Source organism: Paenibacillus lutrae (genome assembly GCF_009757775.1).
GTDB classification, from domain to species: Bacteria; Bacillota; Bacilli; order Paenibacillales; family NBRC-103111; genus Paenibacillus_F; species Paenibacillus_F lutrae.
In genome coordinates this window covers 67,355-92,153 of sequence record NZ_RHLK01000010.1, presented here as the reverse complement: position 1 = coordinate 92,153, position 24,799 = coordinate 67,355, and the positions used below count along the sequence as shown (strand labels likewise).

The following is a 24,799-nucleotide window of genomic DNA, read 5'->3' as shown; positions in this document are numbered from 1 at the left end:
TATATATAACAAAGTCCCGCAGCTTCCACAATGGGAACGCAGGACTTATATAATTGCACTTCATTTATCTGATATCCGTTAGTTAACAGCATAAATAGATCTAGGCATCTAAACTATTGCAGCTTTTCCAGTTCTTCTTCTGTAAAATTCTTTATCGCTTTTTCTTTAGCAAATTTATTGTCATTATAGGCGCGGGAATTATTCTTCGCAATAGACAGGCTTTTCCATTCACTTTCCTTCAACAGCTTCGCTGCATAGATCATTTGACCGATGTGATAAGGATAATGGGCCAATTGGCGGCTTAGTGCTTCCATAATGGTATGCCCTTCATTCCGTATATAAATAATCTCTGTTAATTGATCAGGGTCAGTGGAATCCAGTGCACCCAATAAGCACCTCCATCCCTCTTCCCAGATCAGCAGCAGCCGCTCCAGGTCCGGAATGTCGTTCTCGAATTCACCGTCTCTGTCCCGCCATTCTTTTTCGCCGTCCGTTGTGCGGAAATCCGTCCATCTGGATATCATATTGCCCGACAGGTGCTTAACAATAGTAGCGATACTGTTGCTGTTCTCATTCGGTTTAACGAATAACAACTCCGGGGTCAACTGATCTATTGCTTTTTCTCCCAGTGTTTTGTAATACAAAAATTGTTTCCTGTACGCATCTAAGAAAACTTGATTGCCGTCCATTTCAACCTCTCCTTTTACAGCTTCATTTGTTTATCGACTATGAGCCAGATGACATATGTATCTATATGGAACTCATGGAGGGCACCGACCTCCTACCGCTTACAATACGGCTATGCGGTCCCGGTCATTCCTTCCCCTCGGATTTATGCACTTGCAATTCGCCAAGGATCCGATTCTCAGTCTGGATGATCTGCTTAAGCTCCTCTAATTGTTTGCTGTTCTCCACATGCTGTCGTTCCAACTGATTGCTTAACATAACGATCATTTCTTGCTCGTAAGGCAAATCCGAATGATTAATCGCCGTTTTCACAACCAGGTACAAAATAAAGAAACTGACTGCCGTAAACAGCAGCCATACTATGATACTGCCCATATAACAACGTCTCCTTTGCATCGTTTGATAAACTCTTCGTGTCGTATAAGCTTCGCATGAACGGCACGTTCTGCCGAAATTCCCTGCAAATCAGGGATCTGATGTTCATTATACCCGTCAATTTGCACATTTGGGAATAACAAGAAGACGATTTCATCCATTAAAGAACGAAACCGTCTCCGGTAGAGGTACTATTTCGAGGTAATCATTGTTCAAAAACGGAAATCATGCTTCCTTGGAAGGACGCAGAAGAACCGACTCCCTGCCACGCTTAACAGCTATCATCACAACAGTCAGCTCCGCTAATGTACCTAACGACTGGGCAAAAGCTCCAATCATTCCGTTCCATCCGGGCGTTAGCACGATGAGGATGATCAAAGTACTAAGCATAATGCTTACGTTAGCAGACTGGGAATACACCATCGTTTTTGTTTGTCGGCGAAGCATGAGAATGCCGTTCCCATAATCAAGCCAAGGAAAGACAAGCGTTAAGATCAGGAATACCCGCAGGGCTTTGATAATTTCAGTCAGCAGACGGTCACTTACGCCGATCACATTACTAAGAAACCACGGGCCCGCTTCTGTATAAGCAAGAATGCCAACCAGTACAGATGGGATACATGCAATCATCAGGACAAACGTATTCACCCGTCCCGGATTGATCCGGTAGAAGTTCAATACGATTTGATGAATGTAGGAAAAAAAACTCTGCATCAGCTGCGTCAAATTAAAAGCAATAGCGAATGCCGCAATGGCTATCTCCGCATCCCCTGCTTTTCCAAGCATTGCGTTTAGTGCAGGTCCGATCGTGACCGCAATAAAAGAGGAGAACAGTAAAGGCCGGTAAAAACGGAACACATCCGCCGGCTTCTCCACACTATGCCCGGGGCTCTTCTCCGGAATTTTACGTTTAAGGAGTGAGCTTCCTTCCCAGAAAGCCACTGCGCTTTCTATCATCATGCCAACAAGAAATATAATAGCCCCGACACTGCTGCTCTGTACTCCCGGTCCCAGAATAAAGAACTGAGCGACCGCGTACATACCGATTAAACGGACCACCATCCCTATCGTGAGCCAGAAGGTCCTTTTGTTATAAATAATTAATCCGTGATACAAACAGCGTAAACCCGAGAAGAAACTAACGAACATGAGAATCCGGTACACATTCAGCACGTTCTCAAGCTGTGACTCGCCGATTCCAAAAATAGCGCCAATCATCAAGCGTCCCGGCGGTAAATAAGAGAAAGCAAGCCCGACAATCATAATGGCTGCGAACACGTACACGGCCACGGTGCGCATAGCCCGGAACGACACACGATCTCGAACTAGTGCCGAACAAGTTTGGCGCAGTAATGTTGCCGGTTTTTCCGTAATTCCGAGCAAACTCATGGCTATCGCATACCCGGCAATCACATATTCGGGATCAGGAGAACGTGCAAGGGTACTGTTAATGATGGAATGGGATAAAGTCACCAGACTTGCCGAAATTCCCAAAGGCACGAAGAAAATTAACATTTTCCAGAAAGTGACCGTTTCTTTCATGGAATGATGGGGCTTCGCATTCCCCTTATACTTGTCGCTCTCGCCCTCTTCCTCAATGATCAAGATGTCGCTTGCAACTGCAGCCGGCTCAACATCTGGATCCCCAACCTTCCCCAGGCCGGGAATTTGTACAGATTCCTTACTCACTTCCGGCTTTCGTACATGTGCAGCATGTAAAGCTTGTCCAGGACTGCTGCGGTCCTTCTTATCGTGGGTTTCATCGTCTGACATATGGGGTCTCCTTACCCAACCAGTGTAGGAACAACTAATAGACCGAGATCTTAACCTAACCCGATTGTAGCATAGATTGGCGAATCGTCCCCTCAAATTGTTAAAAGTTCGTAAACAAAGCAAACAGACCCTTCTCCTCGGAGAAAGATCTTAACAGCGTGAACCATTTTCCTTTAAGGTACCCACCAGTTCCATTTGCCCATAAGCTTCATCAGTGAAGGCACAAGGATCAGCCGGATAATCGTCGCATCTATAAAAATAGCAGCGGCAATACCAATCCCGAGCTGCTTCACTCCAACCACATCTCCCAGCGCAAAGGGTAATGTTACTGCGATCATGATGGCAGCAGCCGAAGTAATGATACGGCCGGTAGAGGAAGTCCCCAGGAGAACGGCCCTATGATTATCACCGGTGATCCGGTAGCTCTCAGCGATTCGTGACACGAGAAATATCCCATAATCCATGCTGATCCCGAAAACAAGACCAAATATAAAAACAGGAATCATAATGGCAATACGACCCGGCTCCATGCCAAGACCCCACTCTTCCGCACTGAACACCCATGCCAAAATCCCAAACGAAGCTCCGAGACTAAGAAAATTCATTAGCACGATTTTGATCGGGACAAGAATGGATCGGAAAGCTAAAAATAAGACGAGCAGATTTGATCCGACAATAAACAGAAGTGCTCCCGGTAAATATTTTAAAATTGCATCTCTAATTTCTTGCTCATATTTGGCCTCTCCTCCGAGCAAAAAAGTAATGTTGTCTCCGGGTGAATCGCCTTTTCCTAACTGCTCCCATTTCCGAACCCAATTGATCGCTTGTTTCGAATCAGCAGGATGTTTAAGCTTTACAGCGATTAACATTCGATTGTTGTGCACAAAATGCCTCGTGAAGGGCTCATATAATTTGAACAGGCCCGGTTTAGCAGCTAGTTCAGCCCATTGACCACCAGAAAAGCCCTTATGAGAAAAAACAGATTCGACACGCTGCACATCCGGATCTGCGGCCAATAGCTGTGCCAGCTTTTGAGCGTTCAGCCAATCTTTTTCTTCTAACCGGTTCTGCCTGCCCTCCAAAAGCAGATACACAGTGTCCTTCAGGGGGTCGCCAAAATGTGTATGGAGCACGTCAGCAGCAGCCCGGGATTCCGCCGTCTCGGGCAAGGAAGTCTCATCTGGAATCGATACTTTCATCGCTAAAACCGGAAGTGTGCATACAACAAGCAGAAGACAGGAAACAGCGATCATGCGAAGCGGCCTCTGCATGACATAGAACGTTATAGAATACCATGAATTTGCCTGTGGCAAGCTCCGGCTTCTGCGGGTGACCCGCTTTTCTTTTAGAATGTAATTCGAGGCCAAGGAAAGCAGAGCAGGAAGCAGGGTAAAGGTAAGCAGCACAGATACAACGAGAACTACACCCGCTCCAGCCGCAACGGTACGGAAGATAGGCAGAGGAATGAACATGATTCCTGTCAAACCAAGCAGCACACAGCCTGCGGATAGCAGTACCGCCCGGCCGGCAGTCTTCATCGTAACCGACAACGCTTCCTCCGGACGATGAAACCGGACTTCCTCTCTGAACCTGCTGACTACAATTAGAGCAAAATCTACACTCAAAGCAAGCCCTGCCATCGGAATAACATTGTATACGAAACTAGACAACTCTACATGCAAACCTATGGCGTACATGAGTCCCATTGCAATAACTACGCCGGACACCCCGATCAGCAGAGGAATGACGGCCGGTATCACACCGCCAAAAGCAATAAGCATGATGATGAATGCCGCAGGTATTCCAATAAGCTCAGCTTTCTGCAAATCTGCTGTACTGGCAGCGTTCACCTCTTCTTGAACTGCTGCTTTGCCCGTTATTGTCACCGAAATGTGAGGATCTTCCGGGAGCAGCTTGCGAAGCTCTTCAAGTACCGCTTTCATTTCATGGGGCTGCTGTCTAAATGCAGCTAAAGTATAGGCAAAATTACCTTCTGGCCTGTCCTGCCTCTCCCAAGAAGACTGGGCAAACATAAATCCGGAAACACGCTGTAGGGACGACTCTATCTGATGAGTAACCTTACGAAAATAATCCGAATTGCCCCCGCCTTCGTTCTCATACAGAAGAATGACAGGGTCTGCCGGGATTCCGAAATCAGAAACCAGCCTATTCTGCATTTGATGGTAGGCGCCTTCAAGCTGCAGTCCATGGCCTTGAAGGACGGAGGGCAGCTTAACGGCGTAGTATCCGCCGAAGATTAGGAAGATCAGAACAAGCCCGATAATCCTCGCCGGTCTTCGAAAGGAGAGCATGGCAAGCTTGTGTGCGCTCATACGCTACACTCCTTTCGTTCATAATGACCGGCAGGAACCGCTCGGGCTAGCGCTCCGGTTTAAGACGGGTGGCTTGGATAAGCCCCGCTGCCAAGGCCGGGGAGAGCTGAGCCAAGCCCATCACAACGCGCGGCATCCAGCTTACGCCAAGCGCAGTCTGCAGCAGCCGCCCCCAGCGGAGCGGGCGGCTGAATTCTCGCTGCAGCGCAGCGGTGTATGTCTCTTCCCAGCGGGCGAGACCGATCTCTCCGCGCAGGTAGCTGTTAGCGAGCGGCGCACACAGCGCGGCCGAGCGAAGCGCCATCGACATTCCGTCACCGCACAGCGGCGGAATCATGACGGTGGCGTCGCCGACCTGCGGGATGGCATCCCACGCAGCAGGCCCCCGCTGCAGGTCGACTGGCGCCACGGCCGCCTGCGAGCCCGGCACCGGCACCGCCGCCGCCAGCCGCTGCTGCAGCTTCGGATTCATCCTCGCGGCAGCAGCGATGATCCCGGCAACCGAAGAATCGGTGCCACGGACTAGCTCACGCGGCAGCAGCGCCGCGGCGTTGACGATCCCGTCCTCGACGGGAGCGAGGCCTACATAGCCGCCGGGCACGAAGTACAGCTCGACGGACGGTCCCATCCCGATGCCCGTGAAATGCGTCTTCACGCCCACGTGCGCAGTTCCGGCTGCAGCCGGATGACGCCGGTTCACGCTGGGCTCTGCTTCCGCAGAGCGATTGGCAGCGCGAACCCGCATTGCCGGCTGCCCGCCCAAATCAGACCCGCTGATGCAGCCTGGGGTTGTGACAGGCACTCGCCGGCCTGCTCCCCATGCCGCGATAACCGTTCTCGCTTCAAGCTCGAAGTTATGCCCCTGCCTTCTGACTTCAATGGTATATCCGTGGCAATGAGCAGCATGAGCAGGTTGTGCTTGATTTGCATGATTTGCATGATTTGCATGTTGATGTTGAGCAGAATGAGCAGGTTGAGCAGGTTGTGCTTGATTTGCATGTTGATGTTGAGCATGATGTGCATGATGTGCACGGACACCTGTCACGGTGGATGCCGTATATACCAGAGCACCTGACTTAGCCGCTGCCTCATGCAGGGCTGCATCCAGGCAGTAGCGGCTGATGCCGATAGCCCGCCCGGGCAATGGAATGCTCACGGAACTTCCTCCGCTTTCAATAAGATATGCCTCTGTTATCGTGCGAGGGCCGAGGCTTTCGACCAGCTGCAGCAGGCCGCACGCTTCCAGCGATTGAAGAGATTCCGGCGAAAGAAATTCGCCGCAGACTTTGTGTCTAGGGAAATGCTGCCGGTCGATTAATGCGACGCTCCAGCCCATATCCGCCAGCATCTTGGCCAGCGTGCTTCCGGCGAGACCCGCACCGAGAACAGCCACATCCACTTTATCTATCATCTGGCTCAGCTCCGCTGATCAATATTGTATTCGGCTTCCATGTTACCTTCATGACTCGGATCGTTGACCATCGCCTAGCCGGCTCACTTAGGAATAACCACTGCATGTCGGAACAGCGGCCTCCACGAGATGTGAAAATTCGAGTCGGCCAGCTCCGATTGCAGCTTTTTCCATTCCGAAGACCGGAATCCCTTGGCAACCGACAGCGGACCGTCATTCAGAATATAACGATTCCTGGAAATAAACCTTGTCGTAAGCCACACGGCCGCCCAGGCAATCCAGTGCCGGTGAATATCGTTAAGGACGACACCGTACCGGGAAGCTTCCCGCATACTTTGCACCGCAGCGGCAAGCTCATCAGAGGCAAAGTGATGAACAAACTGCGTGCCCGTCACAATATCCGCGCACTGCACGGGCAAGGCGAACAAGTCTCCACGTACGACCTGTACACGGGGCTCATTCTCAAACAGCTTTCGGGCCTCTCGGCAGGCTTCGTCCGTGATATCCATAAGTGTTATCTCCAGTGCGATTCCGTTCTGGTCCGCCCAGCGGAGAAGCTGCAGATTAACATCTCCGGATCCCGCACCGATATCCAGCACAGTCAAACTCCCGGGCTTTCCGGCCGCGATCCACAGCTTATGTACTCCATACACAGTCGGCCCTGCTGCTGCAAAAATTTTATTCAGCCGCCGCAGATGAACCAAAGCCTCCTGCAGCTCTTCCCCGCCTGTTGTCAAATCATCCATCATTTCCGGCTCCGTAGCCCGCAGCTTCAACCGCTTAAACATATAGCTGATCCGGTTTTAGCGGGGCTTGTGCTCCAGAGGGGATATAGGAAATACGGAGCAGTTCCGCCGTTAAACCCGGTCCGAATGCCAGGGCAACGCCTTCCGCTTCGGCTGACTGCCCCGCTTTCAGACGTTCTCTTAATTCACGAAGCACGAACAGCAAAGTAGCCGATGACAAGTTGCCAAAATTACTGAGAACAGTACGGCTCGGACCTACTTGCTCATCGGTCAGCCCGTACATCGCCTGGACAGCGTCGACAATCCCTCTGCCCCCGGGATGAATCGCCCACAGCTCAGGCATATGACTTCCGCCCAACAAATGTTCTACTTCGGCCGGTATATACTGATTGATATGCCTCGGGATATGAGGGGAAAGATATAAATTGAAGCCGTGATTCCCTATTTCCCATACCATTTCACCGGCCGTATCCGGCAAAAGTACGGACCTGTAGTCGCCGAGTGTAAAAACTGCCTGTTCTTGAAGCTTCCCTATTCCCGCATCCGCTACCACACAAGCGGATGATCCATCACCGAAGAATGAAGCCCCGAACAGATCCTCCCTGCGGGCAGAGGGCTGTATATGCAGTGTGCATAATTCAACGCAGACAATAAGCACCTTAGCCTGCGGGGAAGCACTCACCAGATCTTTTGCCATACAGATTGCTTTCAATCCGGCGGCGCAGCCTTGGAATTGGAACGGGTAGCGGAGGATATCCCGCTTAAGACCCAGCTGATCGATTAACGCACTATCAAGCCCGGGCAGGAATTGTCCCGTACAGCTGACGGTTAGCAGGTGTGTGATCTCCGCTACCTCCGTACCGCTGTCCGCCAATGCTTGTCCGGCTGCTTCAAGCGCTAGAGGAACCGATTCTTTTTTATATAACTGCATGCGCTCTTCGGTTGAAGGAACCTCTTCCATAGATTCACGGATCAAGTAGCGGCACTGCTTCGGAGGCTCGAGTAAGTTAGGTTCGCAAGTAAAGCGGGTTACAACTCCGCATTGATGAAAAATCCTTCTCGCCCAGCGGGCCGAGTCCGGGTAATCCTGTAATGCCTCCGCTAACCGTGAGGCAACCTCCCGCTGTTCCAGGCGGTAAACAGGTACAGCGGTCCCGATTCCAAGTATGGCGGGTTTAATCGATATCTGTTTCATCCGGTGCCCATCCCCTCATTCAATGAATACAAAGGTTAACCCATCTGTACGCGGACAGTAATGGAACAAGCTTTACGTATATGTATTCAAGGGAAAGACTTATTAGTACTATACGCGTGCTGCTTTTCTGCAGGCATTAATCTCCGTATGGACTTATTAATTGAAGACCATACAAAGAAAAAGACCGCGTTTGGGCGGCCTTTTCTGTATTTTTTACATTCATTCTCCATACAGCATGTCCTGCTTATCCATGCTTATCCATGTTAACGCAGCCTAAACAGCATGCTCGAAAACGTCATTTATTCTCCGGCGCTTCTATATAACGGTTACTTCCCGCATTCCATCCGACAATGAACATCAGGCTCGCGACAAGAATAAGCAGCAGAATAGGAATACGCCACCCTCCGCTGACATCGTGTAAATAACCGAACAAAGTTGGAGCTGCAGCAGCCAGTAAATAACCGAATGACTGCGCCATACCAGATAATTCCGATGCCTCCTGTGTCGTCCGGGTCCGCAGCGTAAAGAACATCATTGCCAAACTAAAGGCACTCCCCCCGGCAACTCCGCACATGGCTACCCAGAGGGGAATCCACTGCGCACTTCCAAGCTCAAGCCCCGAGAACCCCGCCATGAACAACACGAAAGTAAAGGTAACCAGCAGCCGCTGATTAGCCATACGTCCCGCTAGTATGGGAACAAGGAATGTAAAGGGCAACTGCGCAAGCTGCATCAGAGACAACATCCAGCCCGCTTGATCCGGAGGAAGTCCACGGGACGTTAGGATTTCGGGCAGCCAGGCAACAAAAGAATAGAAGAACATCGACTGGAGGCCCATAAACAGAGTAATTTTCCAGGCCAGTGATGAACGCCACATCTGGACGGGCTTATGTCCGGAAACTCCGCTTATCGCAGCCACAGCTAACCGGCTTCGCCGCTTAAGCACTTGCGGCGCCCAGAGCAGCAAAGAGAGCAAGCTCAGCAGCGCCCAGCCGCCAAGTGAGCCTTTCCAGCTCAATCCCGCTGTACTGATAAGCGGGACACTTATTCCCGATGCAATAGCCCCGCACAGATTCATGGATACCGTATAAATCCCGGTCATGAGACCGATCCGTGCCGGGAACTCTCTTTTAATAAGTCCGGGCATGAGTACGTTGCCGAGCGCGATTCCGAGCCCGAGCAGAGCCGTACCTAGAAACAACGTGCCTGCGCCTGAGGAAGAACGAATAAGAATACCGAGTGTCAGCAGGCCCATAGCGCCCAGCAGCACCATTTCTACGCCGTACCTTCGTGCCAGCTTGGGTGCAAACGGCGAGAAGAAAGCAAAAACCAGGAGCGGCAAGGTCGTCAATGATCCTGCCATCGTGTTGGACAAATTTAAATCATCCCGGATCGTTCCCACTAACGGTCCTACCGATGTCATGGGAGCCCGGAGTACAGCGGCCACAAAAATAATTCCGATCAATAAAGCCCACGTCGTGCGCTTATCTGATTCGGTTCCTGGTGATAAGGAAGAATTCGGCCCGGTTGTCTGCTTGCTGTTTGAAGCCAATCTCTATCCCTCCATCCCCATTTCATATAATCTGAACTTTTAATCCAGTTCTTTTCCCTTGGTCTCTTTGCCCAGGAACAGCACGGCCATCGCACCGACAATAATGGTGACGAAGAATAGGATAAAAATCGTCTGAATTTCTATTTTCCAGCCGACCAGCATACCGACAAGCAGCGGAGCGATAATGCCCCCGATTCTGCCGACAGATGCGGCAAGCCCGACACCCGTGGAACGTGTGGAAGTCGGGTACAGCTCAGGCGTGTAGGCATACAGTCCGCCCCATGCGCCCAGGTTGAAGAAGGACAGGCTAATCCCGGCTGCTATCAGCATTCCGACCGATTCTGCACTCCCGAACCAGATTGCACTTACGGCGGTCAGAAGCAAGTAAGTCACGAGGACGAATTTCCGCCCGTATTTCTCGATAAAATAAGCCGCTGTAAAATAACCCGGCAGTTGGGCAAGCGTCATAATGAGCACATACTGGAAGCTTTTTACCAGACTGAATCCTTTCATAACCATAACGGTAGGGAGCCACAAGAACATGCCATAATAGGAAAACACCACCGTAAACCACAGCACCCACAGCATAATCGTGGAACGGCGGTAATCTGCGGACCAGACGGATTGTAACTTGTGCAGAAAAGACGTCTTCAGCTCCTGCCGGATGAACTTCGGTGAGTCTTCTATCGCCCGTCTCAAGTAGAGGGCATACAGGGCAGGTACGGCTCCGATAATAAAAGCGGACTTCCATCCATAATACGGAATGACGAAATAGGCGATCAGAGCGGCCAGAATCCATCCGCCTGCCCAGAAGCTTTCGAGCAGAACAACGGCTCTCCCGCGCTGCTTAACCGGCATGCTCTCGGACACTAAGGTAGAAGCGACCGGCAGCTCGCCGCCAAGACCAACCCCCGCAATAAATCTTAGTGCGCAAAGTACCGTAAAACTCGCTGCGAGGGCAGATAACCCGCTGGCGGCCGAGAAGAGCAGCAGCGTCCAGAGCAGCACCGATTTGCGGCCGTAGCGGTCCGCCATATATCCGGCTAAAGCGGCCCCGACCGCCATTCCTACGGAATTGATGCTGGTCAAGATTCCCACCTGCCCGGGCGATAAATTCCAGTCTATCGCAAGCGCGGCTACAATGAAGGAAATAATTCCGACATCCATCGCATCAAACATCCAGCTTAAACCTGCACTGAACAGCAATTTTCTTTGTTTGGGGTTTCGCAGCATGGCTAAGGTACTCATAACCTGTCTCCCTTTGTTAAGTTCATCTATTGTAAGACGGGCCCATCTTCATTCGTTTTTAAGAATCCACCGGCCTTTTGCCCCAGATATCTTATATTTCGAACTAATCCCGCAGCTATCTTACCATAACCCGACTAAATTATCCCAAAGAATTGAATGTTTCCTTAAGAATCTCTCATAAATGATTAAGTCGGGGCATGAAGGGTAAAAACTAAAGGGCACCCCCATGACACCTTAGAATAAGCTTTAGCAGGGAGGATTACCAAATGGAAAGCGAGAAAAGTACAGACGATATTAAATCCGAGGAACTTCTTCTAAAGGAACTCGAAAAATACCCCGAGAAAAAGTTGAGTAAACACGATGTCTATCGGGTTTCGCAAATGGTTCATGAATATCAGGGCAAAATTAAATCTTATTTATATGAACAGCAGGAAAAGAAAGCCGACCGTTGGGACCGGATTGCGGACAAAGTTGCGATCGCCGTCGGCAGCTGGTGGTTCCTTATTATTTTCGGCAGCATCATCTTTGCCTGGATATTTATTAACAATGAAAGGAATTCCTTGTTTATACTGAGCTTTGCTCTGACTATTCTTTCCTTCTACCAATCAACCATGATTCAGATGAGCCAGAACCGGCAGGCGACCAAAGATAAGCAGGAACAGATGCTGGACATTGCGATTAATTATAAAGCCGAACAAGAAAATCTGGAGATCCAGCAGCATTTAGTGGAACTGGAGAAACGTCTTCATATTATGGAGAGCAGTCTTACTTCGATTAACCGGAACCAAAGGAGAACAAGACATTTGCCGAAATCGCCGAGGGCAAAACGCTCCCATCGCACGCGATCAGACTGAGCCAGCCCCATCACGTCAAAAACGACATGGTTAAAGACATGTCTTTTTTGTTGTCTTGAACCACTCCGCGTCTGGAATTCCTCAGAATAAACTCCAATCAAACTCCCGGGACATCCGCTGCAGAAGATGTACGCCTGCAACACTGTTGCCTTTCTTATTCAATGCCGGGCCTATGATTCCGATCCCGTATCGTCCCGGCACAAGTGCCAGAATACCGCCCGATACCCCGCTTTTAGCGGGTAGACCGACACTAATGGCGAATTCACCGGAAGCATTGTACATGCCGCATGTTGTCATGAACGTTTTGGCGATTTGTACGAAGCGCCGCGGAATCAGATTTCTGCCGGTAATCGGATCCGTTCCGTCATAAGCCAGCACAAGCCCCATTCTTGCTAAATCCGCACAAGTAGCCCGTATGGAGCAGTGACGAAAATAAACATGAAGGACTTCTTCCACACTTCCTTCAAGTACGCCATTATGCTTGAGAAAATAACCTAACGACCGGTTCAGATGTCCGCTGTCAAGTTCGGATTCAAACACATTCTCATCATAATCAAGCGACTCATTATTAGCCAGCTCCCGGAAAAATGTTAAAATTCTTGCGGATTGTTCGACAGGGGAACGCCCGCTGATCAGCGATGAAACCGTAATAGCTCCTGCGTTAATAAGCGGATTAAACGGGATACCCGGCTCGACCAGCTCCAATTTCAACATGGAGTCAAAATCATCACCCGTAGGTTCTTTGCCCACCTTGGCAAAAACCTCCCCTTCTCCTCTATCCATCAGCGCCAGAATCAGCGTGAATACTTTGGAGACGCTTTGCATCGTAAAGGGGAACCCGCAATCCCCCGCTGACGAAAATTCTCCCTGGCCGTTCATCAGATGAATACCTAAAGCATCCGCGGGTATCTTCGCCAGCTCAGGAATATAAGTAGCGACTGCTCCTTCTGGCGTCGTCAACCGGCTCGTCTCAAGCCAGGCAGGCAATAATTCTTGAATCCGCTGAAATTCAGCTTGAGCTTCCATCCTCTGTCCCCCCGTGCATTTTCCTCTTCTTTTCCTATACTCCCACTATTAACACGATCTCGCTTTCGTATTCCATTACGGTCCGTATAGGGTATCCATTTTAGAGGATTGACTGGGTCAGGAAACTCCTTACACATGCAAATATACCGTCTTTTCCACCCGGCTCGAATAAACTCTGCCGCGCATCAACTGCTCCAGATACGGGCGGATCAGGTCTGCCTGCGTCGAATGAAAATCTTCACCGCCGGCTCTTTCCAGGGCAGCCTGCTGCACTTCTACGATACGGATATCCTGCTTGAGCGCTTTTTTCAGAAAAGGTGTGATGACGAGCTTCTTAAGACTCCCTGGAATCAGCCCGCGTTTAACAGTGACAATGGCATAAATATCTTGATAATCAGCCGAAGTCGGTTTCATCAGTGCCGTTATGAGCAGCGTCAAACCTTTGGAGGAACGGTATTCAATTTGGGCAACGCCGGGCATCAGGAACCTGCCGTAGCTGGTCTGTCTGTCCCGTTCAAAAATTCTGGAGATCAAGCCCGCTTGGCCGGATTCGCCGCTGTACTCAATCTCCACTCCACTGCCCGAGGCCGTGATGCAGGCCTTCACCCGCTGCCTATTCTTGTCTGTACGAATAAGGCCAGCATGAACATAATGCGTATGGGTTGCATCCAGCAAATTCTCGGCCGCATTAAGCAAAGTGCCGCGGACAGCCGTCTTCCAAACGAACGAGTACAAGGTCGGGTCCTTCATAAAGGGCAGCGAAGCGGGAGCGCTCTCTCCTTCAGCGGCTGGCGTCTCTTCCGGCAGCTTGATCCATATAAATCCATCCTGCTCTGCAACGCGTACGGCAGCAGCATTCATATGCTCACCCGGCTTGAACGAACAGAGTCCGGGAACACGCGTGCACACACCGTTGCCGTCAAATTCCCATCCATGATAAGGACACATGATGCGGTCCCCTTGTACAACACCTCCGGATAACGGAACATTACGGTGCGGGCAGCGGTCCATCAGAGCATGAACACCCGACCGGGTGCGGAATAATACCAATTCCTGATCGAGCACGGTAACAGCTAATGGTTTCCGCCGCAACTCTTCCTTACGGCAGGCCGGCAGCCAGTGGCTTTGAAGTGTATGGATACTCATAATTGATACTTCCTCATCACCGGTACCCCTATTCTATTTAAAATACCGCCAAGCACCGACCACATCATTCTTCTACCCGCAGGAAGATGGCGGATATAGACGGCGCTGTATTCGATGAAAGGTTCCCCTCCCCGGAGACGCTTAAAATGAGCGGCGCCCGAGCTCAGATGAAGCAGCTGCCTCTGCTGCGCCGCCCGGTTCAAAACCAGGCTCATCAGCATCCGGTACAAACCGAGTTTCTGAGGAAGAGAGGTGTCGTATCCGACCAACGGCACCGTCATGACATCCCCTCGGATAAAGCAGCCGACAACTCCTTGAAGAACTCCATCCGCATCTTTCAAGCCCTGCATGTACATCAAGCCGTTTCTGTGGCAGTTGGATATATAAGCTTCGGTGAACTGGGGATTCAGCGCCGAATATTTTTGTATGTACAGCTGTTCATATAGGTCCACGATCCGTTTATAATCACTTTCGGTAAGGTCTTCATGCTCCAGGACGGTATACCCCGACTTCTTGAGCAGCGTGGCATCCCAGCGATTATTCTGCTTCTCCAGATATTGCGGATTCCGGCCGTCAAAAAAATAGACCTGCCTGCTGGGAACAAAGCGGTATCCGAGACTTTTCAGAATCTCCATCAGACCGGAATTGGTTCTCTCGTTAAGCGAGCGAAACACGATGGCATGCCCGGGGTATTCGGTAACCAGCCGCCCGGTAGCCAGCCGGAGATCTTCCCGATCCATCTCTTCATACAGATTGGTGGACAGCAGCCAGTTGTTCAGGTGAATGTTGCGGTTGATCCGTCCGGCTTTGAGCAGCGGCGCGATCGTCCCGATTACACCCGCAAGAACAGCCCTCAGCGCTCTGCTGCGAAATAGCACAAGTTCCTCATAGGCGTACGAAACGTATGTGGAATAAGGAGAACACACGTATGAATTCAAGTATTCCTTGTCGTTATACGTCATCGGAATAAGGTGCGGGCCTACTTGAACCAACTGAACTTGTGTCCTTACATTAGCCATGTAGGCAGCGACTCCATCTTGTATCAAAGGCAGCGTGTAGGCTTCCACCATCCCGTCCGGACTGGGTTCAGGCTCCGTCTGAGGCTGAACCGAATCCGTTTCTCCAATACCGTTAAGATACGCAGTTATCGGTTCCATTCCGGTTCTCCGTCCCATTCGATATTCGCCGTTGCGGCGTCTTTGAAGCTGATCCTGCGTGTTAGACTGTCATAGACCGTTTCTGCCAAACTCAATACATGATAAGGAATGACCCATGGATCCGCCCGGTCCCACAGGACATCCTCGGCCCGCCCGTAGTCCCGCAGCCAGCGCTTCACTCCTCGCAAGCCGTGGTAGAACGGATTACCCAGCATCGCATAGGCAATCATTCTTGGTTTGGCGCTTGTTGCAGAGCCTCCGGTCTTTTCTTCGAGCCGGGCGTCTGTCAACGGTTCGATTCCGTCAATAGAAGCTCTTGCAAGCCCGAACTCCAGCACCGGCTTTACAAAATCACGCCGAGACACCAAATGTAAACCGCTCGTGGATCTCGGATTACATTCAAGCACGAATAGATGCCCGGATTCTTCTTCGATAAAATCAAACGAAATGTGCCCGGTAAAATTCAGCTTCCGCACCAGTTCTGCCGCAAAACTCGAGATCCTCGGATGCTGTACAGGCTCAAAGTAGTACCCCGAAGCTTTACCCAGTCGATAGACAGGCTCGTAACAGGACTGGGCGGCAATGACTCCATCAACAGCCAGATGATAGCTGCACAGTTCTCTGCCGCGCACATATTTCTGTGCGATCCAGGGATCTTCTTCACTTGGCTTAACTCCCGCCGGAAACCGCTCAGGGGCAATGACGGTTCGTGAAGCGAATCTGCTGTAGACCGGTTTGAAGACGTAACTTCCGGCAGGCAGCCTGAGCCCTGCCATATCTTCCGGCGTACGCATCAGTACCGTCTCCGGAGTCTGAATCAGGCATTCTTCGGTCAGCTGTGAGAACGTCCATTTATTATGCAGCATCTTTAATTGCTCAAAAGGAGCGCAGAAGACCCGGCAATCTGCCTCTAGTTCTTCCAAGAAAGGGGCCAGATAGAGAATCTCCTCGCTGCTTGGAAGCAGCAGCTGAATCCGCTCGCGCCGGATGACCGCCTGCAAACCCCGGATAAAGCCTTGCAAGTCTTCTCTGGGTGAGGATAGATAGAAGCAGCGGGTCAGAGCCCGTGAACCTGCACTCACCGGATACCGCACACAGTCCGCGGCATACACCGAGCAGCCGCCAAGCTGTAAACGTCTGGCCATGTCCAGTGCCGTATAGGACCTTGCTCCTGTTATAAGTACTCTCATCCTCCGCCTACTCCCAAGCAAAGCGCCGCTCAACTCTGCGGAGCTTCTGCAGTCCCGGCTGGAACGCATAGGGGACGAATCTTACCTGTGGAACCCGGCATCTTCGCTCCCGGAACGTGTCTTCTAGCTGACTGCGTACTGCTTGTTCCACCGATGTCTTCTCCCCGGTGACACGCAGAGCAACTTCCAGCTCCGTCTCTGCCAGCTGGATCACTTTAAATTCCAGAATCTCGCCCGATGCCATCAGGACAGCCCGTCTGATAAAATCCGGAAAGATAGGAACCCTCGTTCCCGACAGCTCCTCTATGCCGGAGAACATATCATCCGTTCGCCCGCTGATCGAGTCAATGGCGGTAAAAACCGATCCGCACGGGCACGGCTGCTCACGCAGCGTCAGCAGGTCATTCAGCCGGTAGCGGATTATGGGCTGCGTCTTCCTGGAGAAATCCGTAATAATCGGCACGAATATTCTCCCGGATGCATCCACGTACTCCCGCTGAATGACGAGAATATCCTCATTCAGATGAAGCGTGCCGTGGTCGCACGTGGCGCCCAGGAACCCTTCCGTGCACTGGTAAATGCTGTGCACCTCTCTGCCGAACGCTTCACGGATGCACATTTCATCGATTGGCTCCAGCACCTCCGCAACCGAGATGATCTTCTCCGGCTCAATGGGCAGCTTCCCGGATCGCTTCGCTTCGGCCAACAGGCGCAGCATCGAGGGCGGCCCGATGAGCAGAGTCGGCTCCAGCTCGCATAGTTTTTGGACGTGCTCCCCGATCGGCCGGATCAGATCAAAGAAACTGAAGCGGATACGCTTCGAGTTGACGGTCTGATACAGGTTGCTGTCCGCCCGCAGGAAGAAAGCGATGCGGTGTTTGCGGAGCAGGGAGCCCGGCAGCGCCTTGGCCAGCGCGGCCCCTGCCCAGGCCGCCCGCTCTTCGGCGCTGACAAGGAATAGTCCCCGGCTCCCTGAAGTACCCGAGGACAAGCCGATCGTAATGCCGCTGAGCTCAGGGGAGAAATCCCGCTCCGATTCTGCCCGGAAAGCTGCCTCGAATGCTTCTTCTTTGGTAATACCAGCGGTATTCAGGCTGTCGAAAGCATCCATCATCCTCGTCTTATCCATAAGCGGCCAGTCACGCCAGTCTTGAAGCCTTAAATCTTTGTAATACTCCCGGTAGAATGCAGACTTCTTGAGGGTTTCCGTTAAATGCGCGGTAACCTGCCGGTGCTGCCAGGCTTCAAGCGCTTCCCGGTTCTTCCAACGGGTCCGGCGGTACCGGGTGAGCACGTATTGCTTCAATAAACGGCTGAGCTTCACTCGCAGTCACCTCCGTCATAAGGCAGGTCGCACAGCGCCCGCGATTCCGGACAGTGCGTAAACACCTGCCTAAGCCCCGAATTCCGCCGGCAGAGTTCCGCCAGACGGCCAAAGGTGGCTTTGTAATCCCTGCTGCTGTCGAACACGATAAACGCAAGCGGATGCGGAAGCCGGTTCTCCTGAACAGCTTTCCGTGACCAGCCTGCATCTGCTCCCAGCAGCACGGGCGGTAACGTCCCGTCTGTCAGCAGGATGCCGATCTGATGGTCCGCATGGCCGGGGAGGGCAATCGCGGTAAGCTTGCCGTCCCCGAACAGATCATAGCCTTCAGCGAATGGAGCATACTCAGCAGGCAGCTTTACCCGGTCCGCGGATTCGATCCAAACCGCCCTTTCCGCGAAATCTGCAGGCATCAAATCAGGCAGGAACGCTCTCTTCACTGCCGCAAATCCTCGCCGTACGGAAACGGCCGAATACCCCTCACGGGAACACAGAAACTTCGCATTCGGAAAATCACGGAGGCCGCAAATATGATCGGCATGAAAATGCGAAATGATAATCGTGCGGACTTCATCCGGCGAATAGCCCGCTGCCCTTACGTGATCCGCCGCCGTGAAATCATTTTCCATGTCAACCGGCGTCATCCACCGGTAAATCCGATAGGGAAACTTGCGGGTTGCTTCCATAAAACGCGGAGCATACCCCGTGTCAAACAAAATCAATCCCTTCTCGGGATGTTCGATCATGGCGAAAATCCCGGGGAAAGAAATAAAACGCCAGCGGCCTCCTCTTATCGAGAAAGCCTCCAACTGCCTGCATGAACCTGTACTGCGCAGGTTGAGCGTCAAGCGTTCCGGTCTCAATCTCTTCCTCTCCCCTCCTGCTGTCTCCACCAGCTGCTAAAGCGATATATGCCCTCGTCTACGCTAATAAGCGGCTGGTAGCCAAGATCGCTCCGGGCACGGGAAATATCAAGCGTCTGGTTAAAAGCGAGAATGCCGACTGTGTAGCGGGTCAGCATCGGTTCCCGGTCAACAAACGGCAGCATAGCTGCCGCTTCCATAGCCGATGCCAGCGAATATGCAGCCCGGTACGGAATGTGCCTGGACCGGAAAGGCGTATCAAGCAGAACGAACAGCCTCTCCAGCAAGTCATACAAATAGACGGGCTGTCCATTCGTAATATTGTACTTACGTCCCAGGACATGCTCGCCCGCGTGCAGGGAGCACAGCAGCGCCTCCGTTACGTTATCGACATACGTCACGTCCATGAAAGCTCTTCCCTTGCCGATAACCGGTACGAATCTCCGCTCATTGGCGCGCAGAAGCCGGGGGAAGATCGCGTTATCTCCCGGTCCGAAGATTCCCCTCGGACGCAGCGTAATAACGGGAAGCCCCTCGGCAAATGCCCGGTCGATTTCCTGCTCGGCCAGCCGCTTCGTCTGTGCATACGCATTGACGAAGCGGGCAGGCAGCGGCTCTTCTTCTCTGATATTCAACCGGTCTTTGTAGTCGAAATAGATCGATGGCGTGGAGACATGGATCAGCCTGCGCACCCCATTCTCCAGGCACCCTTGGATGACATTTCTCGTACCGATTACATTCGTCCGGTAAAATTCATCATAAGGTCCCCACGGAGCCGAGAAAGCCCCGCAATGAAAGACGGCCGCATGGCCTTTGATCGTGCGGGGCATTTCCTCGGATGCCAAGTCCATCCGCACGAAAGCCACCCCCGCCGCTTCCAGCTCACGGCCGATCTCCAGACTCCGTCCTATTGCCGTTACCTCGAAGTCTTCACTCAGCAGACGCCCGATCAAATTGCGTCCCAGAAATCCCGTCGCGCCTGTCACAAGGACTTTCATATTCCCCATTCCATTCCATATCATATGTCGTCATTTCTTTAACCGGCCTGCCGGCAGTACGGGCTTGTTTCCAGAAATCGAGCAGTATCATCCCCTGAGCCAGGAACGGTCCGGGGTCGCGCCACTGAAAGATCACGTCCCGGCCTCGGAACATGCAGCCCGTCCAGCGGCGCAGTCCCGCCGGAGTCAGCTCCCGCCCAGGACCGTAGAGCAGCATGGCGGCTGTAATCATTCGTTCTGCCGGCTTCCTGGGGATAATACATGGCGATTCTAGATTCACAGCCCCCTTAGCGGGCGCAATAAAAGCATCGCCGATTCTATCCTCCGCCGAGAATAGATGCAAACCGCTCGTTGCCCGCGGATTGCACTCAAGCGGCCAGATCGTGCCGTCCCGGTCGATTATAAAATCGAAAGCAAGTTGTCCGGTAAAACGCAGCTCATGTACAAAGGCTTGCACCCACTCGAACAGTTCCGGATGACGCTGCTGTCTGAAATAAATGCTGGCGCCCTTCCCTGCGGTGTAGTCAACGCTATAATCGGTGTATGCCCTCAGCTCTCCGTCTTCAGCTATCGCATAGGTACAGTACTCAAGGCCTGTGACGAACGTCTGCGCAACCCAGGGAAACTCCGGCGATATCACCAGTCGGGGAGGAATCTCGCCACCTGCATACGTCAAAGTACGGGAAGCAAAGCGGGAATAGACCGGCTTCAACACCCATTTGTGCAAGCTTCCGGGATCATGAAGCTGACTCAGCTCGCCGTATGAGGTCAGCAGTAAGGTCCGGGGAGCCGGCAGCCCCATTGCCTGCACCAGCTGGTTAAACGCCCATTTGCTGTGCAGCTGCAGCAGCTTATCCAGATCATCCGTGAACACCCGGCATCCGCCTGCTTCCAGCTCGGCTTTGCCCTCTGCCACATAAAAGATCTCTTCACAAGTCGGAATGAGCACCTGAATCCGGTGGATCCCAATAATGTCCAGCAAACGGCTGAGAAATTGTCGTCTGTTAAACCGGGGTCCCGGCACCCGGTAAAATTGCTGAATGCTGGCGGAATATCGGATCAGCGGCCTCGCCACACTATCTGCTGCATATACGCGGTATCCGGCAGCATCAAGCTGTCTGGCCAGTTCCAGGGCTGCAGGCGCCCTTCCCCCTGTTATCAATACCGCAGCACCCCCATTGTCATTAGTATTCAAACACAATCCCGCCCAGCGAGACTCCGGCTGAAATCCCTATGATCGCCGCCAGGTTGCCGCGTTCCAGCCGGCCTTGACGGATCGCTTCGTGAAGCCCCATGGGCAGGGATGCCGCAATCGTATTGCCGTGATTGCCGATAATGTTCATCAGCCTGGAATCGGGAATCCCTAATTTGTGCTGGAGCAGTCGCATCGCCATCGCGCTTCCCTGGTGAGGGATTACAATGGATAACTCCGATAAACCTACACCTGCATCGCGGAATAGTTCTTCCATAAATCGCGGAAGGAGTTTGGATGTTTTCTTAAATAGGGCTTCGCCCTGCATATCAAACAAATAATCGGCGGCCCGGCTCGCTTCAAAAGCAGCGGCAGGCAGCTTCGTACCGCCTCCCCTCACCTCGGAGAGCGCATAGCCTGAGCCGTAAGTTTCCATGCGTGAAGCCAGAATATGAGAAGTTTCCCCCTCCCGGCTGATTCCCACTACCACCGCCGCAGCCCCGTCCCCGAACAGGATCGAACTCTCCGATTGCTCGTAGTTTAGACCGGCTGAAGCAATCTCAGGTGCAACAAGGAGCACTGTTTTGTATTTGCCCATGGCCATTGTATAGGAGATGAGATCCAGTCCTGCCAAGAAGGACAAGCACGTTGAATTGACATCAAAGCAAGGCGTTCCCGAGTCTCCATGCCCCATTTCGTTCTGGATTAAAGCTGCTGTGCATGGAATGGGCTGTTCGGGTACGGAGTTGGTGCAAACGATGCAGTCCAGATCCGCGAAAGTAAGCCCGGCCTCCTTCAGCGCTTCCGCAGCCGCACGGGCTCCCATCTGCGAGACTGTCTCGCCCTCTGTGTAATACCTTACTTTCACACCTGATTTCTTAAGTACCCATCCTGCGGGTTTGCCCAGACGTTCATCCAGTTCTTCCGAAGTCACCTGTCTGGCCGGTAAATATTTGCCGGTTCCAAGAATTCTGAGTTTTCTCTGCATTATGCTGGACACGTCACTTTCTCCTTAAGGCTGTATACACTCAAGGCCATCTATTTGTAGAGACAACTTGTTGAGACAACGCTTATAGGCAAAGATATTCATTCATTGAGCATAGAACTGCGCTCGTTTTTGTATAGAACAAAAACGACCCGAATTTATTCGGCCCAGCAGCCGCCCAATTAGGTCTATAGTCTCTCTCATTCGACATAGAACGGGCATATCCTTCTTTTTTTTACCATCTGCCCGACCGGTTGAAACTCTATTTCTCAAAATCTGCTGAATCTCCTTTTCTTTCTGGAGCCAAGAGTAGACAGCTACACAATCGGCTGCCTTATGCCTGGCATATTCTACTGCATAGCTTTAAAAGCTGGCCCGACAACTTATCCTTTGGTATGGAGATGAAGAGATGACGACTCATTCTGTGACTGGCAGGACCAAAATCGATGTCATCATTCCTGCGATCGACAAAGATCTCGCGACGCTCCCGCATGTGATTGATGGAATCCGCAAATATGTCAAGCATCCGATCGGCCATATTTTCATTATTTCCCCGGACAGTCCACGTATTAAAAGCCTGTGCCTGCGCAAGAAATGTAAGTTTGTCCATGAGAACAGCGTTCTGCCCATTACTAAAAAGCATATCCATTACCGCAACCACAAATGGGACCGTTCCGGATGGCTTTTCCAGCAGCTGCTTAAACTCAGCGCAGACAAAATCTCAACCCAGCGCTACTTTCTCGTCATGGATGCCGACACGGTTTTAATCCGCCCCCATACGTTTCTCGAAAACGGAAAGACTGTTTTTTACACCAGAAGCCGAAGTCATCAAGCCTACTTTAATGTACACACTAAACTGTTGGGGCAGAAAACATTCGCTGCGCGATCCTTCGTTAACCACTACATGTTGTTTGATTCGAGGAAGCTCCGCCATCTTAAGCAAGAAATCGAGGCCCGGAGCGGTATTGCCTGGTATAAGACCATTCTGCGGAAGATTGATAAGACGTACAAATTCAGTTTCTCGGAATTCGAGACTTACGGCAACTTCGTCCGTGCCCGCTATCCGGGAACCTCGGTAATCAGAAGAAATTTGAATAAAGAGATTCGAACCGACATTCGGACATTAACTCCTGCTATGCGCAGTACGCTTTCCGTTAAATTTCGCTCCTTATCCTTCCACGTTCGCAGAACGTATTACTGATCATGTCAGCCGGATAGATGAATGCTTATGCCGATTAGCAGAGAAATGCAGCCCACACTTGTCAGGCTGCTTTTTGATGAGGAGGAGGATCTTGTTGAAAATCATTTTGCTGTCCGGAGGTTCCGGCAAACGGCTTTGGCCTCTTTCCAACGAAGTCAGATCCAAAGCCTTTCTTAACCTTCTGCCGGCAGCAGGCGGCGGAAAGGAATCGATGATCCAGCGGGTGTGCAGGCAGCTTAGCGATGCGGGTCTGCTGTCCTCCACTCTGATCGTAACTCACAGCAGCCAGCTGGAAATCATGCAGAGTCAAATCGGCAGCCTCGTGCCGATTCTTACGGAGCCGCACAAAAGAGGCACGTTCACTGCCATTGCGTTAGCGACCGCCTACTTGCACGAGCAAGAACCATTCACGGACGAAGTTTTGTGCTTTCTGCCGGTCGATCCGTTCGTCGAAAACGAATTTTTTGAACGGCTTCCCGCACTCCCCGCTATTCTTAAACAGTCCGCTTCCGATCTGGCACTGCTGGGAACCCGCCCGTATTTCGCCTCCACTCAGTACGGGTATATCGTACCCCGCCTAACAGACACCAGTGCCTCATCCTATCTGCCGGTAGCCCGGTTTTCGGAAAAACCCGATTTAGAAACAGCCCAGCAATTAATCGCACAGAAGGCGTTCTGGAATTGCGGCGTATTTGCTTTTCACCGTTCATTCATGCTTGATGCTATGCGGAAGCGGGGGCTGCCTATCCCGTACGAGGATTTGATCCGGTTATACGACAAACTTCCCGAAGCCAGCTTCGATGAAGAAATCGCCGAGAAAACCCGTCATTCGGTTGTCGTTCCTTACGACGGGATGTGGGAGGATTTAGGAAGCTGGGGGGCATTAACAACGCATCTTGCCAATTCCGCTAACGGCCCTGGCTCGGTATCGGATGATTCCGTGAATACTCATCTGGTCAATGAGCTTCAAATTCCTGTTCATATCATTGAGGTACCCGATATTATCGTAGCCGCCAATGCCGAGGGAATTCTCGTAGCCAGCAAACAAAGCAGCAGCCGGATCAAGGAGTTAAAACCCAATGAAGGCCTGCCGCCCATGTATGAAGAGAAAAGCTGGGGATCGTATCGCGTCCTGGATCTTCACCCCAGGCAACAGGAAGGAGAGTTAACGGAAGGAACCGTTACACGCAAAGTAAGACTTGAGGCAGGTAAACATATGCCCTATCAAAAGCATGCCCGCCGCAAAGAAGTATGGACCCTGCTGAGCGGCTCCGGCGAGTTTGTCCTCAACGGTAAGATTATACCCGTTCAAGCGGGCGATGTGCTGTTAATCGCTCCCGGGGCGGGCTGTGCCATTAAAGCGGAGCAGCCGATCGAACTGATACAGGTTCTCATCGGAACCGACCTGGATCAAGAAGAAGTACCAACGTTCCCCGCTACCTGGGAAGAGGTCGTACGTGCCTGCCGGAATGGACAGGACTCTGATTAACATCATTCATAACCGCTAAAAAGCTATCCCCGGCCCCGAGGATAGCTTTTTAGC

Annotated in this window: 21 protein-coding genes; 3 read left to right on the top strand and 18 right to left on the bottom strand. The window is 51.8% G+C overall.

Annotation, left to right across the window (positions count from 1 at the left end):
* Window positions 1-113: 113 nt before the first annotated feature.
* The 9 genes from EDM21_RS16830 to EDM21_RS16790 form a co-directional block, all read right to left on the bottom strand.
* Complete coding sequence (locus tag EDM21_RS16830; RefSeq protein WP_157337317.1) at window positions 114-689, bottom strand: DUF1572 family protein; 576 nt, start codon at window positions 687-689, stop codon at window positions 114-116.
* A gap of 124 nt (window positions 690-813) precedes the next feature.
* Complete coding sequence (locus tag EDM21_RS16825; RefSeq protein WP_157337315.1) at window positions 814-1,062, bottom strand: hypothetical protein; 249 nt, start codon at window positions 1,060-1,062, stop codon at window positions 814-816.
* 225 nt (window positions 1,063-1,287) lie between these two features.
* On the bottom strand, window positions 1,288-2,835 hold the full coding sequence (locus EDM21_RS16820) for a multi antimicrobial extrusion protein MatE (RefSeq protein WP_420850672.1): 1,548 nt from the start codon (window positions 2,833-2,835) through the stop codon (window positions 1,288-1,290).
* Window positions 2,836-3,008: 173 nt separating this feature from the next.
* Window positions 3,009-5,168, bottom strand: coding sequence for an MMPL family transporter (locus EDM21_RS16815; protein ID WP_157337313.1), 2,160 nt, complete (start codon window positions 5,166-5,168; stop codon window positions 3,009-3,011).
* A gap of 46 nt (window positions 5,169-5,214) precedes the next feature.
* Window positions 5,215-6,579 carry an NAD(P)/FAD-dependent oxidoreductase gene (locus EDM21_RS24760; protein WP_201280809.1) on the bottom strand — a complete coding sequence of 455 codons (1,365 nt, stop codon included), beginning with the start codon at window positions 6,577-6,579 and terminating at the stop codon, window positions 5,215-5,217.
* An 83-nt stretch (window positions 6,580-6,662) separates the two neighbouring features.
* On the bottom strand, window positions 6,663-7,367 hold the full coding sequence (locus EDM21_RS16805) for a methyltransferase domain-containing protein (RefSeq protein WP_157337311.1): 705 nt from the start codon (window positions 7,365-7,367) through the stop codon (window positions 6,663-6,665).
* Entirely contained in the window at window positions 7,360-8,520 is a 1,161-nt protein-coding gene (locus EDM21_RS16800; protein ID WP_157337310.1) for a type III polyketide synthase, read from the bottom strand. Before EDM21_RS16800 ends, EDM21_RS16805 begins: the two co-directional genes overlap by 8 nt.
* Window positions 8,521-8,815: 295 nt before the next feature.
* Complete coding sequence (locus EDM21_RS16795; protein ID WP_338044003.1) at window positions 8,816-10,072, bottom strand: CynX/NimT family MFS transporter; 1,257 nt, start codon at window positions 10,070-10,072, stop codon at window positions 8,816-8,818.
* Between the two features lie 39 nt (window positions 10,073-10,111).
* A complete protein-coding gene (locus tag EDM21_RS16790) occupies window positions 10,112-11,320 on the bottom strand; it encodes an MFS transporter (protein ID WP_157337308.1) in 1,209 nt (402 codons plus the stop codon).
* Window positions 11,321-11,586: 266 nt separating this feature from the next.
* Here EDM21_RS16790 and EDM21_RS16785 point away from each other — a divergent pair, with 266 nt between their 5' ends.
* Window positions 11,587-12,174, top strand: coding sequence for a DUF1003 domain-containing protein (locus tag EDM21_RS16785; RefSeq protein ID WP_157337306.1), 588 nt, complete (start codon window positions 11,587-11,589; stop codon window positions 12,172-12,174).
* Between the two features lie 81 nt (window positions 12,175-12,255).
* Here the strand turns inward: EDM21_RS16785 and glsA are convergent, their stop codons facing one another.
* The 9 genes from glsA to EDM21_RS16740 form a co-directional block, all read right to left on the bottom strand.
* Window positions 12,256-13,200 (bottom strand): glutaminase A, encoded by a 945-nt coding sequence (gene glsA, locus EDM21_RS16780; protein ID WP_157337304.1) that lies wholly within the window; start codon window positions 13,198-13,200, stop codon window positions 12,256-12,258.
* 129 nt (window positions 13,201-13,329) lie between these two features.
* Window positions 13,330-14,346, bottom strand: coding sequence for an aromatic ring-hydroxylating oxygenase subunit alpha (locus tag EDM21_RS16775; protein WP_157337302.1), 1,017 nt, complete (start codon window positions 14,344-14,346; stop codon window positions 13,330-13,332).
* Window positions 14,343-15,503, bottom strand: a complete 1,161-nt coding sequence (locus EDM21_RS16770; RefSeq protein ID WP_235918239.1) for a GNAT family N-acetyltransferase — start codon at window positions 15,501-15,503, stop codon at window positions 14,343-14,345. The genes EDM21_RS16775 and EDM21_RS16770 overlap by 4 nt, the downstream gene beginning before the upstream one ends.
* The gene (locus EDM21_RS16765) at window positions 15,491-16,693 is read right to left on the bottom strand and encodes an ATP-grasp domain-containing protein (protein WP_157337298.1); all 1,203 of its coding nucleotides are present in this window, start codon (window positions 16,691-16,693) and stop codon (window positions 15,491-15,493) included. The genes EDM21_RS16770 and EDM21_RS16765 overlap by 13 nt, the downstream gene beginning before the upstream one ends.
* 7 nt (window positions 16,694-16,700) lie before the next feature.
* Window positions 16,701-18,017, bottom strand: coding sequence for a F390 synthetase-related protein (locus EDM21_RS16760; protein ID WP_166542061.1), 1,317 nt, complete (start codon window positions 18,015-18,017; stop codon window positions 16,701-16,703).
* Window positions 18,014-18,880: an MBL fold metallo-hydrolase gene (locus tag EDM21_RS16755; RefSeq protein WP_235918238.1), complete on the bottom strand. Its 867-nt coding sequence runs from the start codon at window positions 18,878-18,880 to the stop codon at window positions 18,014-18,016. The genes EDM21_RS16760 and EDM21_RS16755 overlap by 4 nt, the downstream gene beginning before the upstream one ends.
* Window positions 18,877-19,887 carry an NAD-dependent epimerase/dehydratase family protein gene (locus EDM21_RS16750; protein WP_157337296.1) on the bottom strand — a complete coding sequence of 337 codons (1,011 nt, stop codon included), beginning with the start codon at window positions 19,885-19,887 and terminating at the stop codon, window positions 18,877-18,879. Before EDM21_RS16750 ends, EDM21_RS16755 begins: the two co-directional genes overlap by 4 nt.
* Complete coding sequence (locus EDM21_RS16745) at window positions 19,811-21,073, bottom strand: ATP-grasp domain-containing protein (RefSeq protein WP_157337294.1); 1,263 nt, start codon at window positions 21,071-21,073, stop codon at window positions 19,811-19,813. Before EDM21_RS16745 ends, EDM21_RS16750 begins: the two co-directional genes overlap by 77 nt.
* Entirely contained in the window at window positions 21,063-22,058 is a 996-nt protein-coding gene (locus tag EDM21_RS16740; RefSeq protein ID WP_157337426.1) for a beta-ketoacyl-ACP synthase III, read from the bottom strand. Before EDM21_RS16740 ends, EDM21_RS16745 begins: the two co-directional genes overlap by 11 nt.
* 406 nt (window positions 22,059-22,464) lie before the next feature.
* On the opposite strand from EDM21_RS16740, the gene EDM21_RS16735 reads away from it, so the two are divergent.
* Window positions 22,465-23,256 (top strand): DUF6492 family protein, encoded by a 792-nt coding sequence (locus EDM21_RS16735; protein WP_157337292.1) that lies wholly within the window; start codon window positions 22,465-22,467, stop codon window positions 23,254-23,256.
* 94 nt (window positions 23,257-23,350) lie between these two features.
* Complete coding sequence (locus EDM21_RS16730; RefSeq protein WP_157337290.1) at window positions 23,351-24,745, top strand: sugar phosphate nucleotidyltransferase; 1,395 nt, start codon at window positions 23,351-23,353, stop codon at window positions 24,743-24,745.
* Window positions 24,746-24,799: the final 54 nt, after the last annotated feature.

What these genes read in the sequence shown, in the direction of transcription:
- EDM21_RS16775 (WP_157337302.1), bottom strand. Translation starts at nt 14,346, where the DNA reads ATGAGTATCCATACACTTCAAAGCCACTGGCTGCCGGCCTGCCGTAAG.
- EDM21_RS16750 (WP_157337296.1), bottom strand. Translation starts at nt 19,887, where the DNA reads ATGGGGAATATGAAAGTCCTTGTGACAGGCGCGACGGGATTTCTGGGA.
- EDM21_RS16765 (WP_157337298.1), bottom strand. Translation starts at nt 16,693, where the DNA reads ATGAGAGTACTTATAACAGGAGCAAGGTCCTATACGGCACTGGACATG.
- EDM21_RS16770 (WP_235918239.1), bottom strand. Translation starts at nt 15,503, where the DNA reads ATGGAACCGATAACTGCGTATCTTAACGGTATTGGAGAAACGGATTCG.
- EDM21_RS16740 (WP_157337426.1), bottom strand. Translation starts at nt 22,058, where the DNA reads ATGCAGAGAAAACTCAGAATTCTTGGAACCGGCAAATATTTACCGGCC.
- EDM21_RS16735 (WP_157337292.1), top strand. Translation starts at nt 22,465, where the DNA reads ATGACGACTCATTCTGTGACTGGCAGGACCAAAATCGATGTCATCATT.
- EDM21_RS16820 (WP_420850672.1), bottom strand. Translation starts at nt 2,835, where the DNA reads ATGTCAGACGATGAAACCCACGATAAGAAGGACCGCAGCAGTCCTGGA.
- glsA (WP_157337304.1), bottom strand. Translation starts at nt 13,200, where the DNA reads ATGGAAGCTCAAGCTGAATTTCAGCGGATTCAAGAATTATTGCCTGCC.
- EDM21_RS16815 (WP_157337313.1), bottom strand. Translation starts at nt 5,168, where the DNA reads ATGAGCGCACACAAGCTTGCCATGCTCTCCTTTCGAAGACCGGCGAGG.
- EDM21_RS16790 (WP_157337308.1), bottom strand. Translation starts at nt 11,320, where the DNA reads ATGAGTACCTTAGCCATGCTGCGAAACCCCAAACAAAGAAAATTGCTG.
- EDM21_RS16825 (WP_157337315.1), bottom strand. Translation starts at nt 1,062, where the DNA reads ATGGGCAGTATCATAGTATGGCTGCTGTTTACGGCAGTCAGTTTCTTT.
- EDM21_RS24760 (WP_201280809.1), bottom strand. Translation starts at nt 6,579, where the DNA reads ATGATAGATAAAGTGGATGTGGCTGTTCTCGGTGCGGGTCTCGCCGGA.
- EDM21_RS16830 (WP_157337317.1), bottom strand. Translation starts at nt 689, where the DNA reads ATGGACGGCAATCAAGTTTTCTTAGATGCGTACAGGAAACAATTTTTG.
- EDM21_RS16800 (WP_157337310.1), bottom strand. Translation starts at nt 8,520, where the DNA reads ATGAAACAGATATCGATTAAACCCGCCATACTTGGAATCGGGACCGCT.
- EDM21_RS16805 (WP_157337311.1), bottom strand. Translation starts at nt 7,367, where the DNA reads ATGTTTAAGCGGTTGAAGCTGCGGGCTACGGAGCCGGAAATGATGGAT.
- EDM21_RS16785 (WP_157337306.1), top strand. Translation starts at nt 11,587, where the DNA reads ATGGAAAGCGAGAAAAGTACAGACGATATTAAATCCGAGGAACTTCTT.